At 31.0% G+C, this 25,571-nt stretch carries 25 protein-coding genes and 1 other RNA gene; 23 read left to right on the top strand and 3 right to left on the bottom strand.

The features are described 5' to 3' along the window. The first annotated feature begins 49 nt into the window (after positions 1–49). The 12 genes from E0K96_RS00920 to E0K96_RS00865 all read left to right on the top strand — a co-directional run bounded on the left by E0K96_RS00920 (position 50) and on the right by E0K96_RS00865 (position 11,355). Positions 50–1,159 (top strand): BMP family lipoprotein, encoded by a 1,110-nt coding sequence (locus E0K96_RS00920; RefSeq protein WP_168080469.1) that lies wholly within the window; start codon positions 50–52, stop codon positions 1,157–1,159. Positions 1,160–1,288: 129 nt separating this feature from the next. Beyond that, positions 1,289–2,824, top strand: a complete 1,536-nt coding sequence (locus E0K96_RS00915) for an ABC transporter ATP-binding protein (protein ID WP_087297817.1) — start codon at positions 1,289–1,291, stop codon at positions 2,822–2,824. Continuing rightward, positions 2,808–3,896 (top strand): ABC transporter permease, encoded by a 1,089-nt coding sequence (locus tag E0K96_RS00910; RefSeq protein WP_087297816.1) that lies wholly within the window; start codon positions 2,808–2,810, stop codon positions 3,894–3,896. The genes E0K96_RS00915 and E0K96_RS00910 overlap by 17 nt, the downstream gene beginning before the upstream one ends. A 1-nt stretch (position 3,897) precedes the next feature. Further along, positions 3,898–4,845 (top strand): ABC transporter permease, encoded by a 948-nt coding sequence (locus E0K96_RS00905; RefSeq protein ID WP_168080467.1) that lies wholly within the window; start codon positions 3,898–3,900, stop codon positions 4,843–4,845. Positions 4,846–4,929: 84 nt separating this feature from the next. Then, complete coding sequence (gene yfmF, locus E0K96_RS00900; RefSeq protein WP_168080465.1) at positions 4,930–6,204, top strand: EF-P 5-aminopentanol modification-associated protein YfmF; 1,275 nt, start codon at positions 4,930–4,932, stop codon at positions 6,202–6,204. Further along, positions 6,191–7,486, top strand: coding sequence for an EF-P 5-aminopentanol modification-associated protein YfmH (gene yfmH / locus E0K96_RS00895; protein ID WP_168080463.1), 1,296 nt, complete (start codon positions 6,191–6,193; stop codon positions 7,484–7,486). Before yfmF ends, yfmH begins: the two co-directional genes overlap by 14 nt. A gap of 61 nt (positions 7,487–7,547) precedes the next feature. Next, positions 7,548–7,708: non-coding RNA, 6S RNA (ssrS, locus tag E0K96_RS00890), on the top strand. A 17-nt stretch (positions 7,709–7,725) separates the two neighbouring features. Continuing rightward, positions 7,726–7,941 (top strand): DUF896 domain-containing protein, encoded by a 216-nt coding sequence (locus E0K96_RS00885; protein ID WP_087245256.1) that lies wholly within the window; start codon positions 7,726–7,728, stop codon positions 7,939–7,941. Positions 7,942–8,029: 88 nt separating this feature from the next. Beyond that, complete coding sequence (gene tkt, locus E0K96_RS00880; protein ID WP_168080461.1) at positions 8,030–10,003, top strand: transketolase; 1,974 nt, start codon at positions 8,030–8,032, stop codon at positions 10,001–10,003. Between the two features lie 71 nt (positions 10,004–10,074). Then, positions 10,075–10,428 carry a hypothetical protein gene (locus E0K96_RS00875; RefSeq protein WP_087297811.1) on the top strand — a complete coding sequence of 118 codons (354 nt, stop codon included), beginning with the start codon at positions 10,075–10,077 and terminating at the stop codon, positions 10,426–10,428. A gap of 60 nt (positions 10,429–10,488) precedes the next feature. Beyond that, a complete protein-coding gene (locus E0K96_RS00870; RefSeq protein WP_087245250.1) occupies positions 10,489–10,689 on the top strand; it encodes a YneF family protein in 201 nt (66 codons plus the stop codon). Between the two features lie 24 nt (positions 10,690–10,713). After that, positions 10,714–11,355 (top strand): histidine phosphatase family protein, encoded by a 642-nt coding sequence (locus tag E0K96_RS00865; protein WP_168080459.1) that lies wholly within the window; start codon positions 10,714–10,716, stop codon positions 11,353–11,355. A gap of 31 nt (positions 11,356–11,386) precedes the next feature. On the opposite strand, the gene plsY is transcribed toward E0K96_RS00865, so the two are convergent. Further along, positions 11,387–11,995: a glycerol-3-phosphate 1-O-acyltransferase PlsY gene (gene plsY / locus E0K96_RS00860; RefSeq protein WP_168080457.1), complete on the bottom strand. Its 609-nt coding sequence runs from the start codon at positions 11,993–11,995 to the stop codon at positions 11,387–11,389. A gap of 160 nt (positions 11,996–12,155) precedes the next feature. Between plsY and parE the strand changes: the two genes are divergently transcribed. Both parE and parC read left to right on the top strand, forming a co-directional pair. Further along, positions 12,156–14,084, top strand: a complete 1,929-nt coding sequence (gene parE, locus E0K96_RS00855; RefSeq protein ID WP_168080455.1) for a DNA topoisomerase IV subunit B — start codon at positions 12,156–12,158, stop codon at positions 14,082–14,084. A gap of 11 nt (positions 14,085–14,095) precedes the next feature. Then, entirely contained in the window at positions 14,096–16,654 is a 2,559-nt protein-coding gene (gene parC / locus E0K96_RS00850; protein ID WP_168080453.1) for a DNA topoisomerase IV subunit A, read from the top strand. 1 nt (position 16,655) lies between these two features. Here parC and sigK read toward each other — a convergent pair whose 3' ends face one another. After that, positions 16,656–17,339 carry an RNA polymerase sporulation sigma factor SigK gene (sigK, locus tag E0K96_RS00845; RefSeq protein WP_168080451.1) on the bottom strand — a complete coding sequence of 228 codons (684 nt, stop codon included), beginning with the start codon at positions 17,337–17,339 and terminating at the stop codon, positions 16,656–16,658. Between the two features lie 99 nt (positions 17,340–17,438). Between sigK and yqeH the strand changes: the two genes are divergently transcribed. The 8 genes from yqeH (at position 17,439) to E0K96_RS00805 (ending at position 24,511) form a co-directional block, all read left to right on the top strand. Then, positions 17,439–18,539: a ribosome biogenesis GTPase YqeH gene (gene yqeH / locus E0K96_RS00840; protein WP_087245236.1), complete on the top strand. Its 1,101-nt coding sequence runs from the start codon at positions 17,439–17,441 to the stop codon at positions 18,537–18,539. 16 nt (positions 18,540–18,555) lie between these two features. Next, positions 18,556–18,843, top strand: coding sequence for a ribosome assembly RNA-binding protein YhbY (gene yhbY, locus E0K96_RS00835; protein WP_168080449.1), 288 nt, complete (start codon positions 18,556–18,558; stop codon positions 18,841–18,843). After that, positions 18,840–19,940: a nicotinate-nucleotide adenylyltransferase gene (locus E0K96_RS00830; RefSeq protein ID WP_168080447.1), complete on the top strand. Its 1,101-nt coding sequence runs from the start codon at positions 18,840–18,842 to the stop codon at positions 19,938–19,940. Before yhbY ends, E0K96_RS00830 begins: the two co-directional genes overlap by 4 nt. Beyond that, positions 19,940–20,287, top strand: a complete 348-nt coding sequence (rsfS, locus tag E0K96_RS00825) for a ribosome silencing factor (protein WP_087245230.1) — start codon at positions 19,940–19,942, stop codon at positions 20,285–20,287. The genes E0K96_RS00830 and rsfS overlap by 1 nt, the downstream gene beginning before the upstream one ends. Next, entirely contained in the window at positions 20,284–21,003 is a 720-nt protein-coding gene (locus tag E0K96_RS00820) for a class I SAM-dependent DNA methyltransferase (RefSeq protein WP_168080445.1), read from the top strand. Before rsfS ends, E0K96_RS00820 begins: the two co-directional genes overlap by 4 nt. Continuing rightward, positions 21,000–21,695 (top strand): 5'-methylthioadenosine/adenosylhomocysteine nucleosidase, encoded by a 696-nt coding sequence (locus E0K96_RS00815; RefSeq protein ID WP_087303795.1) that lies wholly within the window; start codon positions 21,000–21,002, stop codon positions 21,693–21,695. Before E0K96_RS00820 ends, E0K96_RS00815 begins: the two co-directional genes overlap by 4 nt. A 36-nt stretch (positions 21,696–21,731) precedes the next feature. Next, positions 21,732–24,065: a peptidase U32 family protein gene (locus E0K96_RS00810; protein WP_168080443.1), complete on the top strand. Its 2,334-nt coding sequence runs from the start codon at positions 21,732–21,734 to the stop codon at positions 24,063–24,065. Between the two features lie 104 nt (positions 24,066–24,169). Further along, positions 24,170–24,511, top strand: a complete 342-nt coding sequence (locus E0K96_RS00805) for a helix-turn-helix transcriptional regulator (protein WP_087245222.1) — start codon at positions 24,170–24,172, stop codon at positions 24,509–24,511. 32 nt (positions 24,512–24,543) lie between these two features. Here E0K96_RS00805 and E0K96_RS00800 read toward each other — a convergent pair whose 3' ends face one another. Further along, positions 24,544–25,083: a metallophosphoesterase family protein gene (locus tag E0K96_RS00800; protein ID WP_087244015.1), complete on the bottom strand. Its 540-nt coding sequence runs from the start codon at positions 25,081–25,083 to the stop codon at positions 24,544–24,546. Between the two features lie 173 nt (positions 25,084–25,256). On the opposite strand from E0K96_RS00800, the gene E0K96_RS00795 reads away from it, so the two are divergent. Then, on the top strand, positions 25,257–25,571 hold the full coding sequence (locus E0K96_RS00795) for a PTS sugar transporter subunit IIB (RefSeq protein ID WP_087244016.1): 315 nt from the start codon (positions 25,257–25,259) through the stop codon (positions 25,569–25,571).

Raw genomic sequence — 25,571 nt, 5'->3', positions numbered from 1 at the left:
GAAAATAATGTTAAAATATGTTTAGAATGTTAAAGGAGGAAAACAAGATATGAAAAAAATGTTTGCGTCTTTATTGGCATTATCTATGGTGCTAGTAGGATGTGGTGGTGATGGAGGTGATTCTGCATCTAGTTCAAAGCCTGAAATTGTTATGTTAACTGACAAAGGTACTATTGATGATAAGTCATTCAACCAAGGTACATATGAAGGTGTTAAAGCATATGCAGAGAAAAATGGAATTGAATGTACATACATCAAACCTGTTGATGCAACAACAGATGAATACAACAATTCTATTGATCAGGCTGTAAAATCAGGAGCAAAAGTTGTTGTGTGTCCTGGATATTTATTTGAAGAATCAATCTATATCAAACAAACTGAATACCCTGATGTTAAATTTATTTTAATTGATGGAAACCCACATGATGCAAGTTATGAAGACTATAAAACTGAAAAGAACACAATCGGTATTACTTTCCAAGAAGAACAATCTGGTTATTTAGCTGGATATGCTGCTGTTAAAGATGGTAATACAAGCTTAGGATTCATGGGTGGACAAGCAGTACCTGCTGTTATGAACTTTGGATATGGTTATGTTCAAGGTGCTAATGATGCTGCTAAAGAATTAGGTATTACAGTCAAAATGAAATATCATTATACAGGTGGATTTAGTGCAACTCCTGAAATTCAAACAAAAGCTTCTTCATGGTATAAAGATGGAGTCACTATTGTGTTTGGATGCGGTGGTTCTGTAGGAAACTCTGTTATGGCTGCTGCTGAAGCAAGTAATCCTGTAGGAAAAGTTATTGGTGTTGACGTTGATCAATCTTCTGAATCTGATACAGTTGTCACTTCTGCATATAAAAAATTAGGTGATGCTGTTCAAAAAGCACTAGAATCTATTTATAGTGGAGATTTCGATAAAACTGATGATACAAGTATCCAATTTAGAGGTGGACAAAATATTGTTTTAGGTGCTAAAGATGGAGATGTTGGTTTACCATTAGAAACTTCAAAATTTGAAAAATTTACTGAAGCTGATTATAATGCAATTTATGATAAAATTGTTGATGGTTCTGTAACAATTAAAAATAACAAAGATGCTGAATCTCCAAAAGATTTAAATTGTTCAAATGTAGAATTAACAATAGAAAATTAATTGAAATGGTTAAGGCTTGAAATTCATAATTTTCAAGCCTTATTTTGTTAAATGAATTTTATTGTTGTGATTTTCTTGAAAATTAAGTTATAATAAATAATGAAGATAAATTAAAAAAGGAGGAAGAAAATGGAAAACGTTATCGAGATGCGACATATTACGAAAGTTTTTCCGGGAATCATTGCAAACGATGACGTGACTATTGAATTAAGAAAAGGTGAGATTCATGCACTGCTGGGGGAAAATGGTGCAGGAAAATCAACTTTGATGAGTGTCTTGTTTGGGCTATATCAACCTGAAAAGGGAGAGATTTTAAAGAATGGTCATGTTGTTCAAATTAATAATCCTAATGATGCAAACAGCTTGGGAATTGGAATGGTTCACCAACATTTTAAATTAGTTCATAATTTTACTGTTTTAGAGAATATCGTTTTAGGTGCCGAAGATACAAAACATGGTTTCCTTTATATGAAAAATGCTCGAAAAAAAGTAGAAGAAATTTCTCAACGTTATAATTTAAAAGTTGATTGTGATGCCTTGATTAGTGATATTACTGTGGGAATGCAACAACGTGTTGAAATTATTAAGATGTTATATCGTGATAATGAGGTTTTGATTTTTGATGAACCAACCGCTGTTTTAACACCACAAGAAATTGAAGAACTTATGCAAATCATGAGAGATTTAGCAAAAGAAGGTAAATCTATCTTATTCATTACACATAAGTTAAATGAAATTAAAGAAGTGGCAGATCGTTGTACTGTACTTAGAAAAGGTAAATATATTGGAACAATTGATGTTGCCGCAACAACTAAAGAAGAAATGTCTGAAATGATGGTTGGTCGAAAAATCAATTTAACAACTGAAAAAACTGAGTCACATCCAACAGATGATATTTTGGTTGTAAAAAATCTTTCAGTAGGTAAAAAAGGACATAAAAATCCTGTAAATAATGTTAGCTTTTCTGTAAGAAAAGGAGAGATTGTTTGTATCGCAGGTATAGACGGTAACGGTCAAACAGAACTTGTACAAGCTATTACAGGATTGATGCCTGTTTTAGATGGGACAATATCGTTAAATGGAAAAGATATTACACACGCTTCCATACGTCAAAGAAATGTGAGTGGTATTTCACATATCCCTGAAGATCGTCATAAACATGGACTTGTTTTGGATTATCCACTTTCTTATAATTTGGTTTTACAAAGATATTTTGAACCTCAATTTTCACAGCATGGCTTTTTGAAATTTGAAGAAATTGAAAAATATTCTGAAAAATTGATTGAGCAATACGATATAAGAAGTGGTCAAGGTTCAAAAACAATTGCTAGAAGCATGTCTGGTGGCAATCAGCAAAAAGCAATTATTGCTAGAGAAATTGATAAAGATCCTGATTGTTTAATTGCTGTACAACCAACAAGAGGATTGGATGTAGGAGCTATTGAATATATTCATAAACAAATCATTCGTGAAAGAGATGAAGGAAAAGCTGTTTTATTGATTTCTTTAGAGCTTGATGAAGTTATGAATTTGTCTGATAGAATTTTAGTTATCTATGAAGGTGAAATTGTTGGGGAACTTAATCCTAAAGAAATCACTGTACAAGAATTAGGACTTTATATGGCAGGAAGTAAGAGAGGTGATACAAATGAAAAAGCTGTTTAAATCTGAAGCATCACTTAATTTTGCATCTTCTGTCACTGCGATTATTGCGGGGTTAATTATAGGATTAATTGTTATTATTATTGCGAATCCATCAAACGCATTGAATGGGTTTTTAACTCTCATTCAAGGTGGCTTTAGTAATGGAACAAGAGGAATTGGACAAGTTTTGAATAATGCAACGCCTATTATTTTAACTGGTTTATCAGTGGGATTTGCTTTTAAAACAGGACTTTTTAACATTGGAACTCCTGGACAGTTTGTTGTTGGGGCATTTGTAGCTATTTATATTGGTGTCGAATGGACTTTTCTTCCTGGTGCTATTCACTGGCTGGTTGCTATTCTTTTTGCAGCATTAGCTGGAGCATTATGGGGATGTGTTCCAGGAATTATGAAAGCCTATTTAAATGTTAATGAAGTTATTGCTTCAATTATTATGAATTATATTGGAATGTATACAGTTAATTATATCGTTCCATTAACAGTATTTAATATTAATAAAAATGAAACATTACCAGTAGCCTCAAGTGCTGTTATTCCACAATTTGGAATTGAACATCTTATTCCAAATGTGAATGGAGGTATTGTTATTGCGATTATTCTCGTTGTTGTTATTCATATCATTCTCAACAAATCTGTACTTGGTTATGAATTAAAGGCTTGTGGTTTTAATCGTGATGCGAGTAAGTATGCTGGTATTAATGCTAAACAAAAAATTGTTTGCTCTATGATGATCGCAGGAGCATTAGCTGGTATTGGTGGTGCTTTGGTTTATTTAGGTGGAACTGGAAAATGTTTGGCAGTTGTAGATACTTTAGCACCTGAAGGATTTAATGGTATAGCTGTTGCTTTATTAGGTCTTTCTAGTCCTTTTGGTATTTTAGCAGCTGGATTATTTATTGCTCATTTAACAATTGGTGGTTCATTAATGCAAATCTATGGATTTATTCCACAAATTGTTGATATTATTATAGCAATTATTATTTATTTCTCAGCTTTTGCACTTATGGTTAAAGGTATTATAGCAAATGGTTTCCATTTTAAGAAGAAACCTAAAGTAAAGGAGGGACAATAATATGAGTGATATTTTATTCTTATTTCAACAGACAATGTTCTTCTTTATTCCACTTTTAATTGTTGCATTGGGTGGTTTATTCTCTGAACGTAGTGGTATTATTAATATTGCGTTAGAGGGTATGATGATTATTGGAGCATTTGCAGGAATCTTTTTCATTCACTTTTTTCAAGAAGCAATGGACCCACAAATTTGTTTATTAGTTGCTTTACTTATTGCTGGTTTATCTGGAACATTATTTGCTTTATTCCATGCGATTGCCTCTATTAATATGAAAGCCGATCAAACAATTAGTGGGACTGCATTGAATATGTTTGCACCTGCATTTTGTATATTTGTTGCTAGATTAGTTCAACAAACACAACAGGTTGAATTTTCTAATACATTTAGAATTACAAAAGTTCCAGTTCTAGGAGATATTCCATTTATTGGAGAGTTCCTTTTCCAAAATACATATATTACAAACTTTTTAGGAATTCTTATTTTGATTTTGTCATGGCTGATTTTATATAAAACACGTTTTGGACTTAGATTACGTTCTTGTGGTGAATTGCCACAAGCAGCTGACAGTGCTGGTATTAATGTTTATAAAATTCGTTATGCTGGAACGCTTATTTCAGGATTCTTAGCTGGTATTGGAGGATTAATATTTATTGTTCCTACAAGTACAAACTTTAATGCAGACGTTGCTGGTTATGGGTTCTTAGCATTAGCTGTATTGATTTTTGGACAATGGAAACCTTGGCATATTGCTGGAGCAGCTTTCTTCTTTGGATTTATGAAAACTATTGCTTCTGCCGGTTTACCATTCCTAGCTTCATTAGCTATTCCAAATTACTTTTATAAAATCACACCATATGTGGCAACACTTATTGTATTAGCTTTTACATCTAAAAATTCTGCTGCACCACGTGCAGAAGGAGAACCGTTTGATAAAGGTAAACGTTAAGATCAAGAGAATCTCTTGGTCTTTTTTATTTTAATTTGTTGAAAATTGAGTATAATATATGTGTATACGAATTGGAGGTTATTTATGGAAAACGTCTATCAAATGTCGGGATATACTTTACATCTTATTCCAACTCAAAAATTTAAAACAATGACAATTTCATTAAGATTACAAAGTCCGTTATTGAAAGAAACGACAACAATGAGAACATTATTAACATTTGTCATGATGGCAGCAACACAAGATTATCCATCTACTAAATCTTTGGCACGTTATCTTGATGAAAACTATGGAGCAAGCTTGTCTACACATATTACAACAAAAGGAAAGTCACACGTGATCAATGTGACAACAAGCTTTGTGAATGATGCTTATTTGTCTACAAAAGAAAATTTATTAGAAAAGCAATTACAATTATTAAGTGATTTATTTTATCGTCCATTGATAGTTGATAATGGTTTTGATGAAACAATCGTGCAACTCAAAAAGAAAGAATTAAAAGAAAAACTACAAGCTAATAAAGATGATAAGTTTTCATATTCTTTAGATAAATTGTTTGAATATATGGGTAGAGATCAAGTGTTGGGTATTCCAAGTACTGGTTATGAAAATGAAATTCAAAAGATTACACCTCAACAGCTTTATCAGTATATGAAAAAATGTATTGTTGAAGATGAAAAGCATATTTATGTTGTTGGTGATATTCCAGAAAATATTGTAGATATTTTTCAACGTCTTTTGCAATTTCCAGAACAATACTATGATTATCCTTCAGCATATATTTTTCAAAGTCCTCGTCATGAACTTTTAGAAGTCATTGAAAAACAGGATATTACGCAATCTAAGTTGAATTTAGGATACCAGATTCAATGTGATTTTACATCACCACAGCATTATGCATTTACTGTTTTTAATGCCATATTTGGTGGATTTTCACAATCACGTTTATTTCAGGTTGTAAGAGAGAAACATAGTTTATGTTATTATATTTCTTCTAGTTATGATGCTTTTAATGGCATGATGATTGTCAATGCTGGAATTGAACAGAAAGATTATCAAAAGACTCTTGATTTGATTCATCAACAGCTTAGTGATTTACAAAATGGAAATGTTCGTGAAGAAGAAATGAAAATCGCGAAAATGATGCTTACAAATGCCTTAAAAAAGACAAATGATGAAGCAAGCAGTATGATTGCCTTGGCTTATAACCGTGACATCACTCATGTTCATGAAACGAGTGAAGAATATATTGAAAAACTAATGAATGTAACTTTAGAAGAAATTGTTGACGTTGCTAAAAAAGTAAAACTGGATACAATTTACTTCCTTACAGGAAAGGAGTTCCATGAAAATATTTAAATATCCAACATTAAAGGAAACGTTATATTATGAAGAAATGAAAAATGGATTAAAAGTTTATCTTTTACCTAAAGTTGGTTTTTCCAAAACATATGGTCTATTTTCTACACGTTTTGGTTCTATAGATACGACTTTTGTTCCTCTACATGAATCTGAAATGATAAAAGTTCCTGATGGAATTGCTCATTTCTTAGAACATAAAATGTTTGAAATGGAAAATGGTGATGCAAGTGATGCCTTTGCAAGATTAGGTGCGAATACAAATGCTTTTACTTCTTCTTCAAGAACTGCATATTTATTTAGTACAACAAGTCATGAAAAAGAATGTATTGAGTTATTACTTGATTTTGTACAAGATATTTATTTAACAGATGAAAATGTTGAAAAAGAAAAAGGAATCATCAATCAGGAAATCAGAATGTATGATGATGATCCAGACTGGCGATGCTATTTTGGAAGTATTCAAAACTTATATCAGCATCATCCTGTGAAAATTGATATTGCTGGAACTGTTGAAACAGTTGCTTCTATTGATAAAGATACATTAGAAAAATGTTATCATACTTTCTATCATCCTAGTAACATGATGTTATTTGTGGTAGGAAATATTGATCCTCAACAAACTATGCAACTTATTAGAGGAAACCAGGAAAATAAGCATTTTGAAAAAGAAAATCCTATTCAAAGAGAAGTTGTTAATGAACCATTAGAGGTAGCACAAAATGATGCAACTTTATATATGGATGTAACTATGCCTAAAATCATTGTATCATTAAAAATAAATGATATTTTACAAGCGCCACAAGAACGTTTAAAAAGAGAATTAGGTATGAACTTATTATTAGATATTTTCTTTGCAAAGAGTTCTTCATTATATGAGAAGTGGCTAACAGATGAATTGATTAATGATAGTTTTAGTGCTCAATTTACACAAGAAAGAGATTATTGTTTCTTACAAATAGGAGGAGATACTCTATATCCTGATAAATTGAAAGACAAGATTTATGATTTTGTTAGACATATTCATGATTATTCCATTTCTAAGGATGATTTTGAACGTCTAAAGAAAAAAACAATGGGGATTTTGATATCTGTTTTCAATAGTCCTGAAGCTATTGCGAATATGTTTAGTCGATATTATTTTGAAGGTGTTATGATTTTTGAATTAATAGATTGTTTAAATGATTTAACATTAGATGATTTAAATCAATTAAAAGATTTATTTGATATACAATATATCAGTTCATTTACTGTTTTACCGCAAAATCAATCACAAAAATAAAGACATTTTATAGAATGAAAGATTTCACTATTTACACAATTTATTTTTATGTTATAATGTGAGTGACCTAAGAGATATATGTATTTCCTACACGATAGATAAGGGAATCTGACTGTTGTCTGATGGTGTTGAAAACCTATCTTGAATAGGGATCCTAAAATTGGACACAAGATACCCACCTGCATATACCAGGGATTAATCTAAAAAACTCTTAGGTTTTTCTTTTTGAGGAGGAAAACATGGAGAAAATAAGTGATGAGATGATTAATGAGATTAATGCTCTTGCAAGAAAAAGTAAAACTGAAGGTTTAAATGAGGAAGAAAAGAAAAGACAACAGGAATTACGTAAAGAATATCTTCGTTTATTTCGTAAAGGGTTTAAACAACAGCTTCAGCATGTCAAAGTTGTCGATCCTAAAGGGAATGATATAACACCTTCTAAACGAAAAAACTAAGGAAATCTTAGATTATGTCAAATCTTGTTTGATATTCATGTGTTTTTGTGTATAATGTTAGTGTGTTAGAAGGAGGAATAATGAGATAATGAATCAATCTGAACTATCAATTGCAACGATTAGATCACTTGGGATAGATATGATTAATAAAGCTAACTCAGGACATCCTGGAATGGTATTAGGATCTGCTCCAGCTTTATATTCCTTATTTACAAAAGAGTATAAAGTTTTTCCAGCACATTCTCAGTGGATTAATCGTGATCGTTTTGTTTTAGCAAGTGGACATGCGTCTTCACTGTTATATAGCCTATTACATTTATCTGGTTTCCAAGTTTCAATGGATGATTTGAAACAATTCAGACAATGGGGAAGCTGCACACCAGGACATCCTGAAGTAGAACTGACAGATGGTGTTGATGCTTCTAGTGGACCTTTAGGTCAAGGTATCCCAATGGCTGTTGGAATGGCTATGGCTGAAGCTTTTTTAGCAACAAGATACAATAAAAAAGATTATCCAGTGATTGACCACTATACATATGTATTATGTGGTGATGGAGATATGCAAGAAGGTGTCACTTATGAGGCTTCATCATTGGCTGGGCATCTTTCATTAGGAAAGCTTATTGTGCTTTATGATGCGAATAATGTGACTCTTGACGGTCCTTTAAATTATTCATTCAGTGAAGATGTAAAGAAACGTTATGAGTCTATGAATTGGCAAGTCATTTGTGTTCAAGATGGGAATGATTATGAAGCTATTGCAAAAGCCATTAAAAAAGCTAAAAAAGAAGTTTATAAACCGACTTTAATTATCGTGAATACTATTATTGGATTTGGTTCTCGAAATCAGGGAACAAGTATAGTTCATGGTGCTCCTCTTGGAGAAGAAGATGGACAATATGCAAAAAGACAATATGGATTTGAATATGATAATTTCTTTGTTCCTGAAGAAGTTTATGATGATTTTAAGAAAAATGTATTTAATCGTGGTAAACGTGCTTATAATAAATGGAACAAAATGATGGATACATATAAAACAGAATATCCTGAGTTATACCAGGAATTATTCCAAAATATAAATGATGAATATTCTTTTGATGAAACTGCTTTTATAAAAGAATATCAAGATGGTATAAGTGAAGCAACACGTGTAACAAGTGAAAAATTAATCAATGCTATTGCAGCACAAAACCCAACATTCCTATCTGGAACTGCAGATTTAGCATCTTCTACAAAAACAATTATCAAAAATGCAGAACGTTTTAGTTGTGAGAATTATGGAGGACGTAATTTATTCTTTGGAATCCGTGAATTTGCAATGGTTGCAATAATGAATGGGATGACTTTACACAAAGGTATCAAGGTTGCTGCTGGTGGATTTATGGTGTTTAGTGATTATTTCAAAGCTGCATTAAGAATGGCATGCTTAATGAAATTACCTATTATTTTACCACTATCACATGATTCAATTGCTGTAGGGGAAGATGGTCCAACACATCAACCAGTTGAACAATTGGCAATGTTACGTTCGATGCCAAATATTCAAGTGATAAGAGCAGCTGATGCTTATGAAATGTGTGGTGCTTGGAAAAAAGCGGTTGAAACAAATGATTGTCCAACTGCGCTTATCTTAACAAGACAAAATGTAACAAATTTCACTCATGCAACTTATGAAGATGTTTGTCATGGGGCATATGTTGTTTCTCAAGAAAAAGACAATTTAGATGGTATTATCATTGCAACTGGTAGCGAAGTAGAATTAGCTATGCAGGCACAAAAGGCGTTATTAGAGCAAGGAAAAGATGTTCGAGTTGTATCAATGCCTTCAATGGAATTATTTGATCAGCAGGATGATTCATATAAAGAAAAGGTTTTACCAAAACATATCAGAAAACGTCTTGCTGTTGAAATGGCTTGTGATTTTGGTTGGCATAAATATGTAGGATTAGACGGAAAAGTTATTTCTGTTAATCAATTTGGTGCAAGTGCTCCAGCCAATATCGTTATCCAAAAATATGGTTTTACTGTTGAAAACATTGTTGAAACATACTTATCACTTTAAGAACCTGTAATAGGTTCTTTTTTTGACATATTTTTTATTGGTAAAGGATTATAATAAACATGGTGATGAATATGAAATATAAAATTGTCTGCGTTAAGGAACGTTTTGTGGAATTTGTAAATATGTATCCTGATTTTTTGAAACAAGTTTATCAGGAACAAGATAATATGTATAAGACTAAACAGATAGAATTGATTTTTTCTAATATGGTCAACGAAAAAGAAAAACTTTTACATAAAATTCAATCACGTGAACATTATTCCTATTATCATGGAATTCATCAGCTTTTTAATCCTATAACTCAAGAAAAGATGACAATTATCATGAATGAATATGATTTACAAATAGAAGAAGAGGGTAGCAATCATCATATATATGATATGATATCGTCTTTTTCTAAAAATTTTTATATGATTACGAAATAATTTTGCAAAAAGCATAGGACTATGTTATAATAATTTGGTAATTGAATGGAGGATTGAAAAATGTTATATGGAATTTTAGGACTTTTAATAGGTCTTGTTATAGGATTCTTTGCTGCTCGTTATTTCTTCAAAAGAAATTTAAAGAAGAATCCACCAATTAATGAAAAAATGATTCGTGCTATGTTTATGGAAATGGGACGTAAACCTAATGAAACACAAATCAAACGAATTATGAAAAGCATTAATGATCAATATAAATAAGGGATATCCCTTATTTTTTCGTATATGAAGATATATATAACACGTCATTCTAAAACTCTTTGGAATGAACAAAAAAGGTTGCAGGGACGTTTAGATTCCCCATTGACTCAAGAAGGTATTGATAATGCTCTTGCCTTAAAAACATATCTCACAGATAATGCTTTGCAATTTGATTGTGTTTACTCTAGTCCCATACCACGTGCCTATCAGACAGCTTGTTTATTATTTGGTCAAGAAAAAGTAATAACTGATGATCGTTTGATGGAAATGAATTTTGGAGTTTTTGAAGGACAAAAAATTGCTGATTTATTAAAAAATCAGCACGAATTATATCACCAGTTATGGAATCAACCAGAGTTGTTTGAGAGAATTCCACAAGGTGAAAGTTATGATGAAGTCATGACAAGAGTCAAAAGTTTTTTGAATGATTTAAAACAAATGGACTCAGATAGTCAAATCTTTATTGTTACTCATGGAATGTGTTTTGTAATTTTTATGGCTGTTATTTTACAATTAGACAAAAAAGATTTCGTAAAAATCAATCAACAGATTGTTGAAGGATGCTCTTTAACGTGTATTGAAGAACATGATGGCATTTATCAAGTTTTATCTTATAACGATCATCATTTTTTACCGCATGTTATGCATGCAAGTTTTGCAAAATAAAAACCTGAGTGTTAAAAAAACATTCAGGTTTTTACATCCATGTAATTTTATTTTCAGTACCATTTCTTAATCTTTGAATATTACTTCTATGTTTATAGACAAGTAAAGCAACTATACATATATTCGTGATAATACCAATTGTGCTGTAACCTAAAAAAGGAGATATAACTGCAATTGATATTGCTCCAAGAATTGATGCTAAAGAAACATATTTTGAAATCTTTAATGTAAGCAAGAAAATAACCAATGCAATACAAAATGCATAAATATTTGTCATTAATGCATACCCAATAGCGACTGAAACAGCTTTTCCGCCTCTAAATCCAGCAAAGATAGGATAACAGTGTCCTATCACACATGCTAAAGCACATGGGTAAATAATATTCATATCAAGTTTCATATATTTGGCAACTGTTCCAGCAATAAGAATAGAAATACAGCACTTAGAAGCATCTAATATAATAACTGATAGTCCTGCTTTTTTTCCTAGAACTCTTCCAGCATTGGTTCCACCTAAATTACCAGAACCACTATTTCTTACATCAGTATGATAAAATAGTTTTCCTATAACTAAGGCAAATGGTATTGAACCGTATAAATATCCCATTAAAATTAATAGTAAATATATTAATATATCCATTTTTTCACTTCCCCGAGCTTTATTATACATAAAAAAGGAGAAAAATCAATTTTTTTAAAGGATTTGCGAAAATTCTAGAAATTTGCTATGATATGAATTCTCTAGCAATATCAAATAGTTTTTGATATAATTATAAAGTTGGAAAAGGAGGAAATCAGATATGAAAGCAAATCACTATGATGAATCTAACATTCAAATTCTTGAGGGACTAGAAGCTGTCAGAAAGCGTCCAGGTATGTATATAGGTTCAACAGATTCAAGAGGTTTACACCATCTTGTATGGGAAATTGTTGATAATTCTATTGATGAAGCACTTGCTGGGTTTGGTAAAAAAATCACTGTCACAATTGGAAAAGATAATAGTATTCGTGTTGAGGACGAAGGGCGTGGAATGCCAACAGGTATGCATGCTTCTGGTAAGCCTACAACAGAAGTTATTTTAACGATATTACATGCTGGTGGTAAGTTTAGTGAAGATGGTGGTTATAAAACATCTGGTGGTTTACATGGTGTTGGATCATCTGTTGTGAATGCTTTGAGTGAATGGTTAGAAGTCACAGTTTATCGTGATGGTAAAATTCATCACCAACGCTTTGAAGATGGGGCTAAAATCATTTCACCTTTAAAGGTCATTGGTAAAACGTCTCGCACTGGAACAATCATTCATTTTAAACCGAACAAGAATATTTTTTCGACAGTTGAATTCAATTATTCAACAATCTGTGAACGATTAAGAGAAAGTGCCTTCTTATTAAAAGGAATTGAGATGAATGTTATTGATGAAAGAACTGGAAAACATGATTCATTTCAATATGAAAATGGATTAGAAGCTTTTATTGAATATTTGAATTATGATAAAAAGACACTTCATTCTACAGTATCATTTGATGATGCTTCTCATCCTATTGAAGTTGAGATTTCTTTTCAAATCACAGATGGATATCAGGAAAATCTGATTTCTTTTGTTAATTTAGTAAGAACTGGTGATGGTGGAACACATGAAACAGGATTCCGTTCTGGTTTTACGAAAGTTTTCAATGAATATGCCAGAAAATATGGATTATTAAAACCAAAAGATAAAAACCTTGAGGGTAGTGATGTAAGAGAAGGACTGACTGCTGTTATATCGGTTAAAATTCCTGAATCATTATTACAATTTGAAGGACAAACCAAATCTAAATTAGGAACTCCTGAGGCAAGAAATATAGTTGAAAATGTTGTTTATGAACAGGTTAATTATTTTTTAGAGGAAAATAAAGAAACCGCTAATGAACTTGTAAAAAAAATGATTAAAGCTTCACAGGCAAGAAATGCAGCTAGAAAAGCGAGAGAAGAAGCAAGAAAAGGTAAAGGAAATAAAGTTGAAAAGATATTAAGTGGAAAGCTTGCTCCGGCACAGTCAAAAGATAAAAAAAGAAAAGAATTATATTTAGTCGAAGGTGATTCTGCAGGTGGAAGTGCAAAGCAGGGAAGAGATCGAAAATATCAGGCTATTTTACCATTACGTGGAAAGGTTATTAATACTGAAAAAGCAGCAATGGCTGATATTTTAAAAAATGAAGAAATTAGTACAATTATCAATACTGTTGGTGCTGGTGTTGGTGCTGATTTTAACGCTGATGATTCTAATTATGCAAAAGTCATTATCATGACCGATGCTGATACTGATGGTGCGCATATCCAGGTTTTATTATTAACTTTCTTCTATCGTTATATGCGAGGTTTAATTCAAGCAGGAAAAGTTTATATCGCTTTACCACCTTTGTATAAGGTATCTAAGAAAAATGGAAAACATGAAGATGTTGTTTATGCATGGGATGATGAAGAATTAGAAAATGCAAAAAAACAGATAGGGCGTGGATATAATGTTCAGCGTTATAAAGGTTTAGGTGAAATGAACGCTGATCAATTATGGGAAACAACTATGAATCCAGAAACAAGAACTTTGATTCAGGTTTCTATTGAAGATGCTGCATTGGTTGAACGTAGAGTGTCGGTTTTAATGGGAGATAAAGTTGAACCTAGACGTGAATGGATTGAAGACAATGTTCAATTTTCTTTAGAAGATTCATTTTTCATTAATCAATAGGGAGGTCTAACATGAAAGAAAAAATCATAACCCAGTCGCTGGATGACATTATGGGAGATCGCTTTGGAAAATATTCTAAATATATCATTCAAGATCGTGCATTACCAGATGTAAGAGATGGGTTGAAACCTGTACAACGTAGAATTTTATATGCAATGTACAAAGAAGGAAATACACATCAAAAACCATATCGTAAATCTGCCAAAACTGTTGGTAACGTTATTGGTAATTACCATCCTCACGGAGATACTTCTGTTTATGAAGCTATGGTACGTTTGTCACAGGATTGGAAAATGCGTATGCCTTTGATTGATATGCAGGGAAATAATGGTTCTATTGATAATGATCCTGCAGCCGCTATGCGTTATACTGAAGCGAGATTATCGCCCATTGCATTGGAGTTATTAAAAGACATTGACAAGGAAACAGTGCAAATGGCACTTAACTTTGATGATACTGAATATGAACCAACAGTTTTACCAGCTAAATTCCCTAATTTATTGGTTAATGGTGCAACAGGAATTTCATCTGGTTACGCAACTGATATTCCACCACATAATTTAGAAGAAGTCATTGATGCAACGATTTATCGTATTTCACATCCACATTGTTCATTAGATGATTTAATGAAATTTATGAAAGGTCCTGATTTTCCAACAGGAGCGATAGTTGAAGGTTTAAATGGTATCAAAAAGGCTTTTGAAACAGGTAGAGGAAAAGTTGTTGTCCGTTCACAGACTCAAATAATTGAAGAAAAAAATATAAATAAAATTGTGATTACTCAGATTCCTTATGAAGTGAATAAAGCTGAACTTGTTAGAAAATTAGATGAAATTCGTTTTCAAAAAAATATTGATGGTATTATTGAAGTTCGTGATGAATCTGATCGTAATGGATTAAGTATTGTGATTGATTTAAAGAAAGATGTAGATGTTCAAAATACTTTAAATTATTTTTACAAGAATACAGATTTACAAAAGAATTATAATTATAATATGGTTGCGATTAAAAATAAACGACCAGTCTGCATGGGAATTGTTGATATTTTGGATGGCTATATTGAACATCAGATTGAAGTTATTACAAAGCGTTCTTTGTTTGATCTTCATAAAGCTGAAGATCGTAAACATATTGTTGATGGTTTGATTAAAGCTGTTTCTATTTTGGACGAAGTTGTTCATACGATTCGTCATTCACATGATAAACAGGATGCTAAAAAGAATCTTCAATTACAGTATCAGTTTTCTGAAAAACAGGCAGAAGCAATTGTAATGTTGCAGTTATATCGTTTAACAAATACGGATATTGTTTCATTAGAAAAAGAAAAATCTGATTTAGAGGTCTTAATTCAAACATTAAACAATATTCTAGCAAGTGATAAAGTATTAAGAAAAGTCATTATAGATGAGTTAAAACAAATTAAAAAGCAATATCCTAGCCCACGTTTAACAGAGATTAAAGATGAAGTTCAAGAAATTGTTATTGATGAAGAAGCTATGATTCTTCCGGAAGACATCTATGTATCTATTACTCGTGATGGATACGTGAAAAGAATCTCTCAAAGATCATATAAGGCAAGTGAAAATATTGCGTTTGGAAAGAAAGATGATGATGTTTTATTAGATTTGCATTTTGCTAGTACTTTGGATAAATTGCTTGTCTTTACTGATAAAGGAAACTATTTATTTATTCCATTGCATAAATTAGAAGAATTTAAATGGAAAGAACTTGGAAAACATATCAGTTATCTGATAAAAGTATCACCAGAAGAAAAAATGATTGGATCTATTCTTGTCAAATCATTCCAAAGACCATTATATGTTTTATTAGCAACACGTTTAGGACAAATGAAACGTGTCTCTCTTCAAGATTTTGAAGTCACAAGATACAGCAAACCAATCAAATGTATGAATTTAAAACAAGATGATCAATTATTACAAGTTTCATTAACAGATGATCATCAAGCTATTGTTTTAACATCATCTTTAGGATATGTATCGCTTTATAGTGAACAGGAAATTTCTATTTTAGGATTAAAAGCGGGTGGAATCAAAGGAATCAATTTAAAAAATGATTCATTAGTTGCTATGAATACATTTGATCCACTGCATTCTTATTCTTATGTTCTTATTAGTGATCAGCCAGGAATTAAGCGTATGCGAATTTCTGATATACCAAGCTGCAATCGCTCAACCAAAGGAACATTAATTTTTAAATCACCAAAGACAAATCCAATTCATGCTTTATCAGCTTATGTTTTAGATGTTCAAGATACACTCATTATCGAAACACAAGAACATAAAGAAACGGTTGCTATTAAGGATTACTCATTATCTCAAATTTCACAAAAACCAAGTATCATTCAATCTTTAAAGAACGAAAATATTACATATATTTATTATCAAGGGGTATTATCTACAGATTTATATCAGAATGTTACAGAAACTCAAGATTTATCTACAACTCAAAATGTAAAAAAGGTTGAAAAGAGTCAACCTTTAGAACCACAACAACAAGATAAACATTTTGAACCTATTTCATTTGATGACTTATTTAATGATGACTTCTAATTTATGAAGAATGAATATATGCTTTGAGAAGCTTAATTAAAGCACGTTTTTCTAAACGTGAAACATAAGAACGAGAAATATTCATTTGCTGAGCGATTTCTTTTTGGGTATATATGCGATGATGATTAAGCCCATAGCGATAAATGAGTATTTCTTGTTCACGAGGTGTCAGTAATGTAAAATATTCCTGTAATTTTTGAATCTGATCATTGGTTTGAATTTGTTCAACAATATCTTTATCTTTGGCAGGGATAATGTCAAGTAAAGTCATTTCTCCGCCATCTTTATCAACACCTAATACTTCATTTAATGAAACATCAAGAGCTGTCTTTTTATGATGACGCAGATGCATTAAAATCTCATTTTCTATACATTTAGCAGCATATGTTCCTAGTTTTGTTGATTTATCAGCATTATAACTATCTACTGCTTTGATAAGACCAATTGTACCAATACTAATCAGATCTTCTTGTAAATCTTTAGAACTTTCATATTTTTTAGCGATATGTGCAACTAGTCTTAAGTTATGTTCAATTAGCGCATTTCTAGCATTCTGATCACCTTGAAAATATTTTTCTAATAACTTGTTTTCCTGTTGTGGTGTTAATTGGGGTTTAAATGCTTGCGTTTTAATAAACGAAACAAATAAAAATTGTTGTAATAATGCAATAATTGTTGTAAACATAAGTCACCTCAAAATATTATATGAATTTTGTCGATGTTTATGTTTATCTCTTTTCATTAAATAAGAAATAGTATACAATAAGCGAGAAGGAAGGTATATATGGAAGAAGTAAAAAAATGTTATGGTTGTGGTGCTATCATTCAAAGTCATAATGAAAAGCATATTGGTTATGTTCCTAAAAATGCAACTCAAAGAGAACATATCTTATGTCAGCGTTGTTTTCAATTAAAAAATTATCATAAATTGCAGACAACAAATCTCACAAAAGATGATTTTTTAAATTTATTGGATCATATTGGTGAAAAAGATTGTTTAGTTGTGTATATGATTGATTTATTTGATTTTCAGGGAAGCATGATTCCTGGGTTATTACGTCATATTGGTTTTAATGATGTCCTGGTTTTAGCTAATAAGCGTGATCTTTTACCTAAATCAGTAAAAGAACGTAAGTTAGAACATTGGGTGAGAAGACAATTAAAACAAGAAGGAATAAAACCGGTAGATGTGATTGTGACAAGTGGTAAGAAAAATATGAATATGGATTCGATTTATGATGCTATTATGTCATATCGTAAACAAAGGGATGTCTATGTTGTAGGTGTAACAAATGTTGGAAAATCTACTTTTATCAATGCCTTATTAAAACATTATGCTCAAGTTGAAGAACAGAATTTAATTACCGTTTCAGAATTCCCTGGGACGACGCTTGATTTTATTGAAATTCCATTAGATAATCATTCATATTTATATGATACACCAGGAATTATTAATGATCATCAAATGACTCATTTTATTGATCCTCAGGATTTAAAAAAGATTATTCCTCAAAGTGAATTGAGACCTATTGGTTTTCAGTTACAGGAAAAACAGACTATTTATTTTGATGGATTAGGAAGAATTGATTATATCAGTGGTGATCAGGCAAGTTTTATTACTTATTTTTCTAGACAACTTAAAATTCATCGTACAAAAACAAGCAATGCTGATGCATTGTATAATCGCCATAAAACTTTTTCATTTGAACTAAATGGTATGGATTCAATTGAAAAAATGAAAACCTATGATTTTACTTTAAAACCTGGAAAATGTGATATTGTTATTTCAGGATTAGGGTTTATAACCATTTCATCTCATGGTGGAAAAGTTAAAGTTCATGTTCCACCTCAAATTTCAGTTATGATTAGAGAGGCAATTATATAAAAGAAAGGAAACAATTATGTTAACAGGTAAACAAAAAAGATATTTAAGAAGTGAAGCACATCATTTAAAAGCTATTTTTCAGGTTGGTAAAGAAGGTGTTTCTGCTAATCAGATTAAAGGTATTGATGATGCTTTAGAAGCACAGGAATTAATTAAAGTGAAACTATTAGAAAGTTGTCCTGATGATGTGAATAGTGTAGCTGTTGAATTAAGTATGCATACAAAAGCTGAAGTTGTTCAAATTATTGGTCGTACGATTGTTTTTTATCGTCATAGTCCTCAAGGAATTTATCGCTTACCATGAAAAAAATAGGATTATTTGGCGGAAGCTTTGACCCTATTCATAAAGCACATGTAGAAATTGCCATGTGTGCAATTGAACAGCTTCAATTAGACGAAGTGCAATTTATCCCTACACGACATAATCCATGGAAAAATCAAAGTTGTGCCAACGCTAAAGAGCGTTTACATATGATTCATTTGGCTATTCAGGGCAATGATAAACTCACAGTGAATACAATTGAACTTGATGATGATCAAAATCAAAAAAATTATACCATTCATACTCTTGAAAAGATCATTGAAAAACATCCCAATAACAAATATTATTATATTATGGGTATGGATCAGGCAAATGCTTTTGATAAATGGAAAAAAGCTAAAAAAATTTCTAACTTAGTACAGTTAGTTGCTTTTCAGCGTGGAGGATATGAGCCATTATCGGATGTTTTAAATCAATATCATTTTCTTGTTTTAAATAATCGTCCTGTCTATGCATCAAGCAGTGATGTTCGACAGGGGCATATTGAAATGTTAGATCTCCATGTACTTCGTTATATTTCAAGTCAGGGATTATACTTAGAAACAATGGTTGCTTCACGTATGAAAGAAAAACGTTGGAAACATACATGTAGTGTTGCTCAATTGGCTAAAAAGATTGCCAAAGCGAATCATTTGAATGAAAAACAAGCATATATTGCAGGGATTATGCATGATGTTGCTAAAGAAATGGATCAAAAAGAAGCAACTGTTATTATGCAAAATTATTTTCCAGAATATATCTCTAAACCATATCCTATATGGCATCAATGGTTATCAAGATATGTAAGTGAACATGAGTTTTTAATAGAAGATCCTATTATTTTAAAGGCTATTGAAGATCATACAACTGCTTCTGTTGATATTTCATTGATTGGAAAATGTCTATATGTTGCAGATAAATTAGACCCATTAAGAGGTTATGATTCATCAAAGCAGATTGAATTATGTAAAAAAGATATAAATGCAGGATTTAGAGATTCATTGATAGATTTTTATGAATTTTCAAAAAAGAAAAATAGAGATTTTGATGATTGTTTTTATGAAATTTATGATTATTTCGTTGTAAAAGGAGAAAAATAATGACAAAATTAGAATGTGTTGTAAAGGCTATGGATGACAAACTTGCTACTAACATTACTGCTATTGATATGCGTGATGTAAGTCCAATGTTTGATACTTTTGTTTTATGTACAGCTAGCAATGAAAGATTAATGCAGGCAATTACTGATAATATTCAAGATGAATGTGCTAAGAATCATTATGAAGTCAAAAGTATTGAAGGATTAAGAAATTCTAAATGGATTCTTATAGATTTAGGAGATATTGTTTGTCATATTTTTGAAGCGGCTGAAAGAGAAAGTTATAATTTGGAAAAATTATGGGGAGATATGCCTCGTATTAACATTGAAGGAATGTTGGCCAAATGAGTTATGAAAACTTTGCTTACTATTATGATAGCTTAATGGATGAACAATTTTATGAAGATTACTATCAATTTATATTGGAACATTGTCAATTTGAAGAAGTTTTTGAATTGGGATGTGGAACAGGTGAAATTGCTATTCGTTTAGCTAAAGATCATAAAATTGTATATGCTTCTGACATTTCTACTGATATGTTAGAAGTTGCAAAACAGAAAGCTATTGCTAATCAAGTAAATCTTATTTTACAAAGAGTTAATATGTGCGACTTTGAAACATCACGACCAGTTGATCTTATTTTATGTTTGTGTGATTCTATCAATTATTTACTTGAACCACATCAGATTATGCAGACTTTTCAAAATGTATTTCGTTCATTAAAAGCTGGAGGTACTTTTATTTTTGATATTGATAGTTTATACAAAATGAATGTTATTTTAGATCAATATTCAGAAAAAGAAGAAGATGAAGAGTTTGTTTTTGAATGGCGTGTTGATAAAATAGATGATGGATATGTGCATCATCATGTTTATATTGAAGATAAACAAGAATCTGAAATAGTTGATGAAGATCATTATCAAAAGACTTATTCGGTAAATCAATATTTATACTGGTTAAAGGAAGCTGGTTTTTCGCAAGTTGATTATTATAGTGATTTTCATGAATATCATGATGATTGTGAAAGAATTATATTTGTATGTCAAAAGGAGGAAACCATATGATAGCAGTTGTTGGAGCTATGGAAGAAGAAGTTGCTGAAATAAAAAAGTATATGGATATAACTTCTATGCAGACAATTCATGGATATACTTTTTATGAAGGTACAATAGCGAATACAAAAGTTGTAGTTGTACAAGGTGGTATTGGAAAAGTGAATGCAGCTATTTCAACCACTTTGTTATTAACAAATTATGATATTGATTTTCTTATTAATGTAGGTTCTGCTGGTGGACTTTCTTTATCACAAAATGTTGGTGATGTTGTTATTTCAACAGGGGTTCTCCATCATGATGTTGATGTAACTGCTTTTCAACGTGAACTTGGTGAAGTGCCTGGAATGCCGCGTATCTTTGAACCAGATAAAAAAGCTTTAAAACAGGTTGAAAATATTTTGAAAGATCTTCATCTATCATATCATATGGGACTTATTGTTTCAGGAGATCAATTTATTTGTCGTGATGATCAGGTTAGTCAGATTAAAAAGAATTTTCCTGATGCAATATGTGCTGAAATGGAAGCTGCATCTATTGCACAGGTTTGTCATGTTTTTCGAGTTCCATTTATTATCACAAGATCTCTAAGTGATATCTATCAAAAAGGTGAAAATCATGTGCAATTTGATGAATATTTAAAACAAGCTAGCCAAGCTTCTGCAAAAATGTGTTATCATCTTATTTCTATATTATCGCAATAACACTTGTTATTGCTTTTTTATATAAGGAGGATCTCTATGAAAAAAATTGAATTATTGGCTCCTGCTGGCGACAAAGAATCTTTAATCGCTGCAGTACAAAATGGTGCGGATGCTATATATTTAGGTGGAACTTTATTTAGTGCACGTGCTTTTGCAAAAAATTTTGATGATGAACAACTACAATGGGCAATACAATACGCTCATTTATATGGTGTCAAAATCTATGTTACTGTAAATACGTTATTTAAAGATGCGGAGATAGATGCTTTGATTTCATATTTAGATAAATTATATGAATTTCAAGTAGATGCTCTGATTATCCAAGACGTTGGATTATTTGATATCGTCAGAACTTTATATCCTGATTTTGAAATTCATATGAGTACACAATCTTCTATTATGAATCACTATGGTGTCAATTATTTTGAAAAATGTGGTGCATCACGTGTTGTATTAGCACGTGAAAATACATTAGAAGATATTCAATCTATTTGCCAAAATACATCTATAGAGATTGAAGTTTTTGTTCATGGAGCTATGTGCGTGTGCTATTCTGGACAATGTTTAATGAGCAGTATGATTGGAAAAAGAAGTGGAAATAGGGGACAGTGCGCCCAACCATGTCGTTTGCCATATCAATTATTAAAGGATGATCAAGTTTTACCTGAAAAATATCCTTTTATTCTATCACCAAAGGATATGATGACAATAGAACATGTTGGTGCTCTTATTGAAGCAGGTGTTTCTTCATTGAAAATAGAAGGACGTATGAAAAGGCCAGAATATGTTGCCAGCGTTACACGTGCATATCGCCAAGCAATTGATGCCTATTATGAACATAAAAAAATTGATTTACAACCCCTTATTCATGATATGAAGGCGATGTTTAATCGCAATTATACTTTAGGTTATTTAAAACATGATACTCATCTTGTAGATGGTGACTATTCTGGACATAGGGGTAGTATTATTGGTGAAGTTTTGTATTATCATAAAAAACAAAAAAGAGTGGGGATTCGTTTAAAAGATACACTCATGCAAGGTGATAGCATTGTTTTTGAAAATATTGATAAAGGAAGACCAGTCAATAAAATCTATCATCAAAAAAAATTAGTGAATAAAGCTTATTCAAATGATGTGATTGAAATAGAATTTGATTATTATGTTGATCGAGGATTGGTTAGAAAAACACTTGATACAAATGTTGTTGAAAAAATGCAACAGACATATCAAAAATCACCACGAAAAGTCTCAATATCTATGGAATTTGAAGCGCGTATTTATCAAAAAGCAAGACTTATTCTTAAAAAAGAAAATTTAAAAGTAACAGTTGAATCACAACAGGAAGTTCAATTAGCTCATAATACGCCTCTTGAAAAACAGAGAATCAACCAGCAGTTATTAAAACTGGGATCTACACCATTTATAGCAGAGCATATACAGATAAACATAGATGAAGGTATTTCAATGCCTATTAGAGATATTAATGAGATGCGTAGACATGCAACAGATATGTTGATTGAAAAATTATCTTATCAAAAAATACATCATCATAGTCGACAAAAAATGTCTACATATAGCCAAAAAAGCACTTCTCAAGCACCTCAATTTTATATTCTTGTTCATTCCATAGAACAATTAAAAACAGTCATTCAATATCCTTTTGATACAATTATTTATCCTTATCAGGAAAATATAGAAAAAGCTTATGAAATTTGTCAAAAACATCAAAAGAAAATGATTATGATGACATCTCCTGTTATGAAAGATGATGATATTGAAGATGTATTATCATCACAGATTTATTCGCAAATAGATACAATATTGGTAAATGATTATGGTGCATATATGGCTTTCCAAGATAAAAAACTGATTGTTGGGCAGGGCTTAAATATTTATAATTCGTATGCTGCACATCATTATCATCAACCATATTTGGTTTCTCTAGAAATGTCAGCAACTGAGATTAAACATTTGCAGATAGATTTAACGCAATGTCTTGTTCAAATATTCGGTAAAACAACAAATATGATTAGCGAATATTGTCCAATTACTCAATATTATTTTGGATATCAATATAAGCATTGTCAAATGTGTAAACAAGGTCATTTTGCCTTGAGAGATCGAAAAAATGAGAAATTTGACATAATGGTTGATAATAAATGTCGCATGCACTTATTAAATGCACATACACTTTTTTATGATCAATTTAAACAATTACCAGTTGGTGGATTCCTTATTGCGTTCACTAACGAAGATCAGCAACAAGTTCAAATGGTGATGGATGATTTTATGCAGATGATCTATAACCAACAAAAGAGCCATATTCGACAGAAAATAAAAGTAACTTCAGGATATTTCAAAGAATAATGTTGAATCATCAATATTTATGTCTTTCACAAAAAAAGTTTTTTCATATTCTAAATTGCGATTGTTTTTCATTCATGATATAATATTATTATGGAGGTGACCTTATGGCAATAGATATGGATTTAGCTAAAAGACTGAAGGTTTATCGTAATTTTAAACACCTTACTCAAAAAGAAGTTGCTTCTCATCTTAATGTTCCACATTCTGCTATTTCAGATATTGAAAATGGTAAAAGAGATGTGACAGTTAGTGAATTAAAAATTCTTTCACATCTTTATGGACGTAGTGTTGAAGAAATTATGAGTGGTAAAAAATACGATTATTATAATATTGCAAATATTGCACGTCTATTAACAGAATTGCCAGATGATGATTTAAAAGAAGTTATGTTTATTATTGAATATAAACGTAAAAGAGTTGAAGAAAAAAATAAAAACAACCAATAAAAAAGAAATTAGTTACAGAAGCTAACTTCTTTTTATTTTAACAGTGTTTTAAATTCTTCTAATAATTCAAGTCCTTCATCTAATATATCCTGATTACAAATCTCATCTGTTTGACAATGATGAAATTCAACTTGGATATCATTGTTATCACGAATATCAATAAGAGCATATGTTCCATATCCATAACTTCCTCGATTCATCATCAAACTTCCTGGATTAACAAAAAGAATGTTTTGATGTTTTTGAACCGTTGGAACATGTGTATGACCATGTAAACAAAGATAACAATTTTCTTTTTGACAAAGCTGTATTAATTGATCATATCCATAATAAACTCCATAATATTGTCCATGTGTAACACAGATATGTTGAAATGTTTTATAGATAGGGAAGGGTGCATCATCATGGTTGCCCTTAACAACAATATCAAATAATTGTATATATGGATCATCAACAGGTAAAGATGAATCACCACAATGAATCATATAATCAACATGAAAACGATAGTGAGTTACCACACGCTGTAAATAATTTTCGTAAAGATGACTATCGCTGACAACTAATAATTTCATTTCAATCAACTCTTTTCTTATATTATTCTATCATATTTCAATTATAAATTCATAATTATATTGATAGAATCAACCGATTTTCTCAAATAGAAAATTTTTATCCGTAAGTGTTTACAATTCAGGTAAAAATTGTTACAATATATATTGTAATAATAAGAAAGGGAGTAAGAAATATGAAAACTATTTTATTAGTATGTTCTGCAGGAATGTCTACAAGTTTATTAGTTACTAAAATGGAAGCTGCTGCTAAAGATGCTGGTGTTGAATGCAAAATCTTTGCATTACCATTCTCTGATGCACCTAGAGTATTAGAAGAAGTTGACTGCATCTTACTTGGCCCACAAGTTAGATTCCAAAAAGCTGCTATTGAAAAATTAGCTGCTGGTAGAAAAGCTGGACCTATCCCTGTAGATGTCATTGATATGAGAGATTATGGAACAATGAACGGTAAAGCCGTATTCGAAAAAGCTTTATCTTTATTAAAATAA

The organism is Massilimicrobiota sp. SW1139 (genome assembly GCF_012027715.1).
In the GTDB taxonomy this organism is placed as follows: Bacteria; Bacillota_I; Bacilli_A; order Erysipelotrichales; family Coprobacillaceae; genus Allocoprobacillus; species Allocoprobacillus merdigallinarum.
This window is presented reverse-complemented; position numbering and strand designations above follow the sequence as displayed.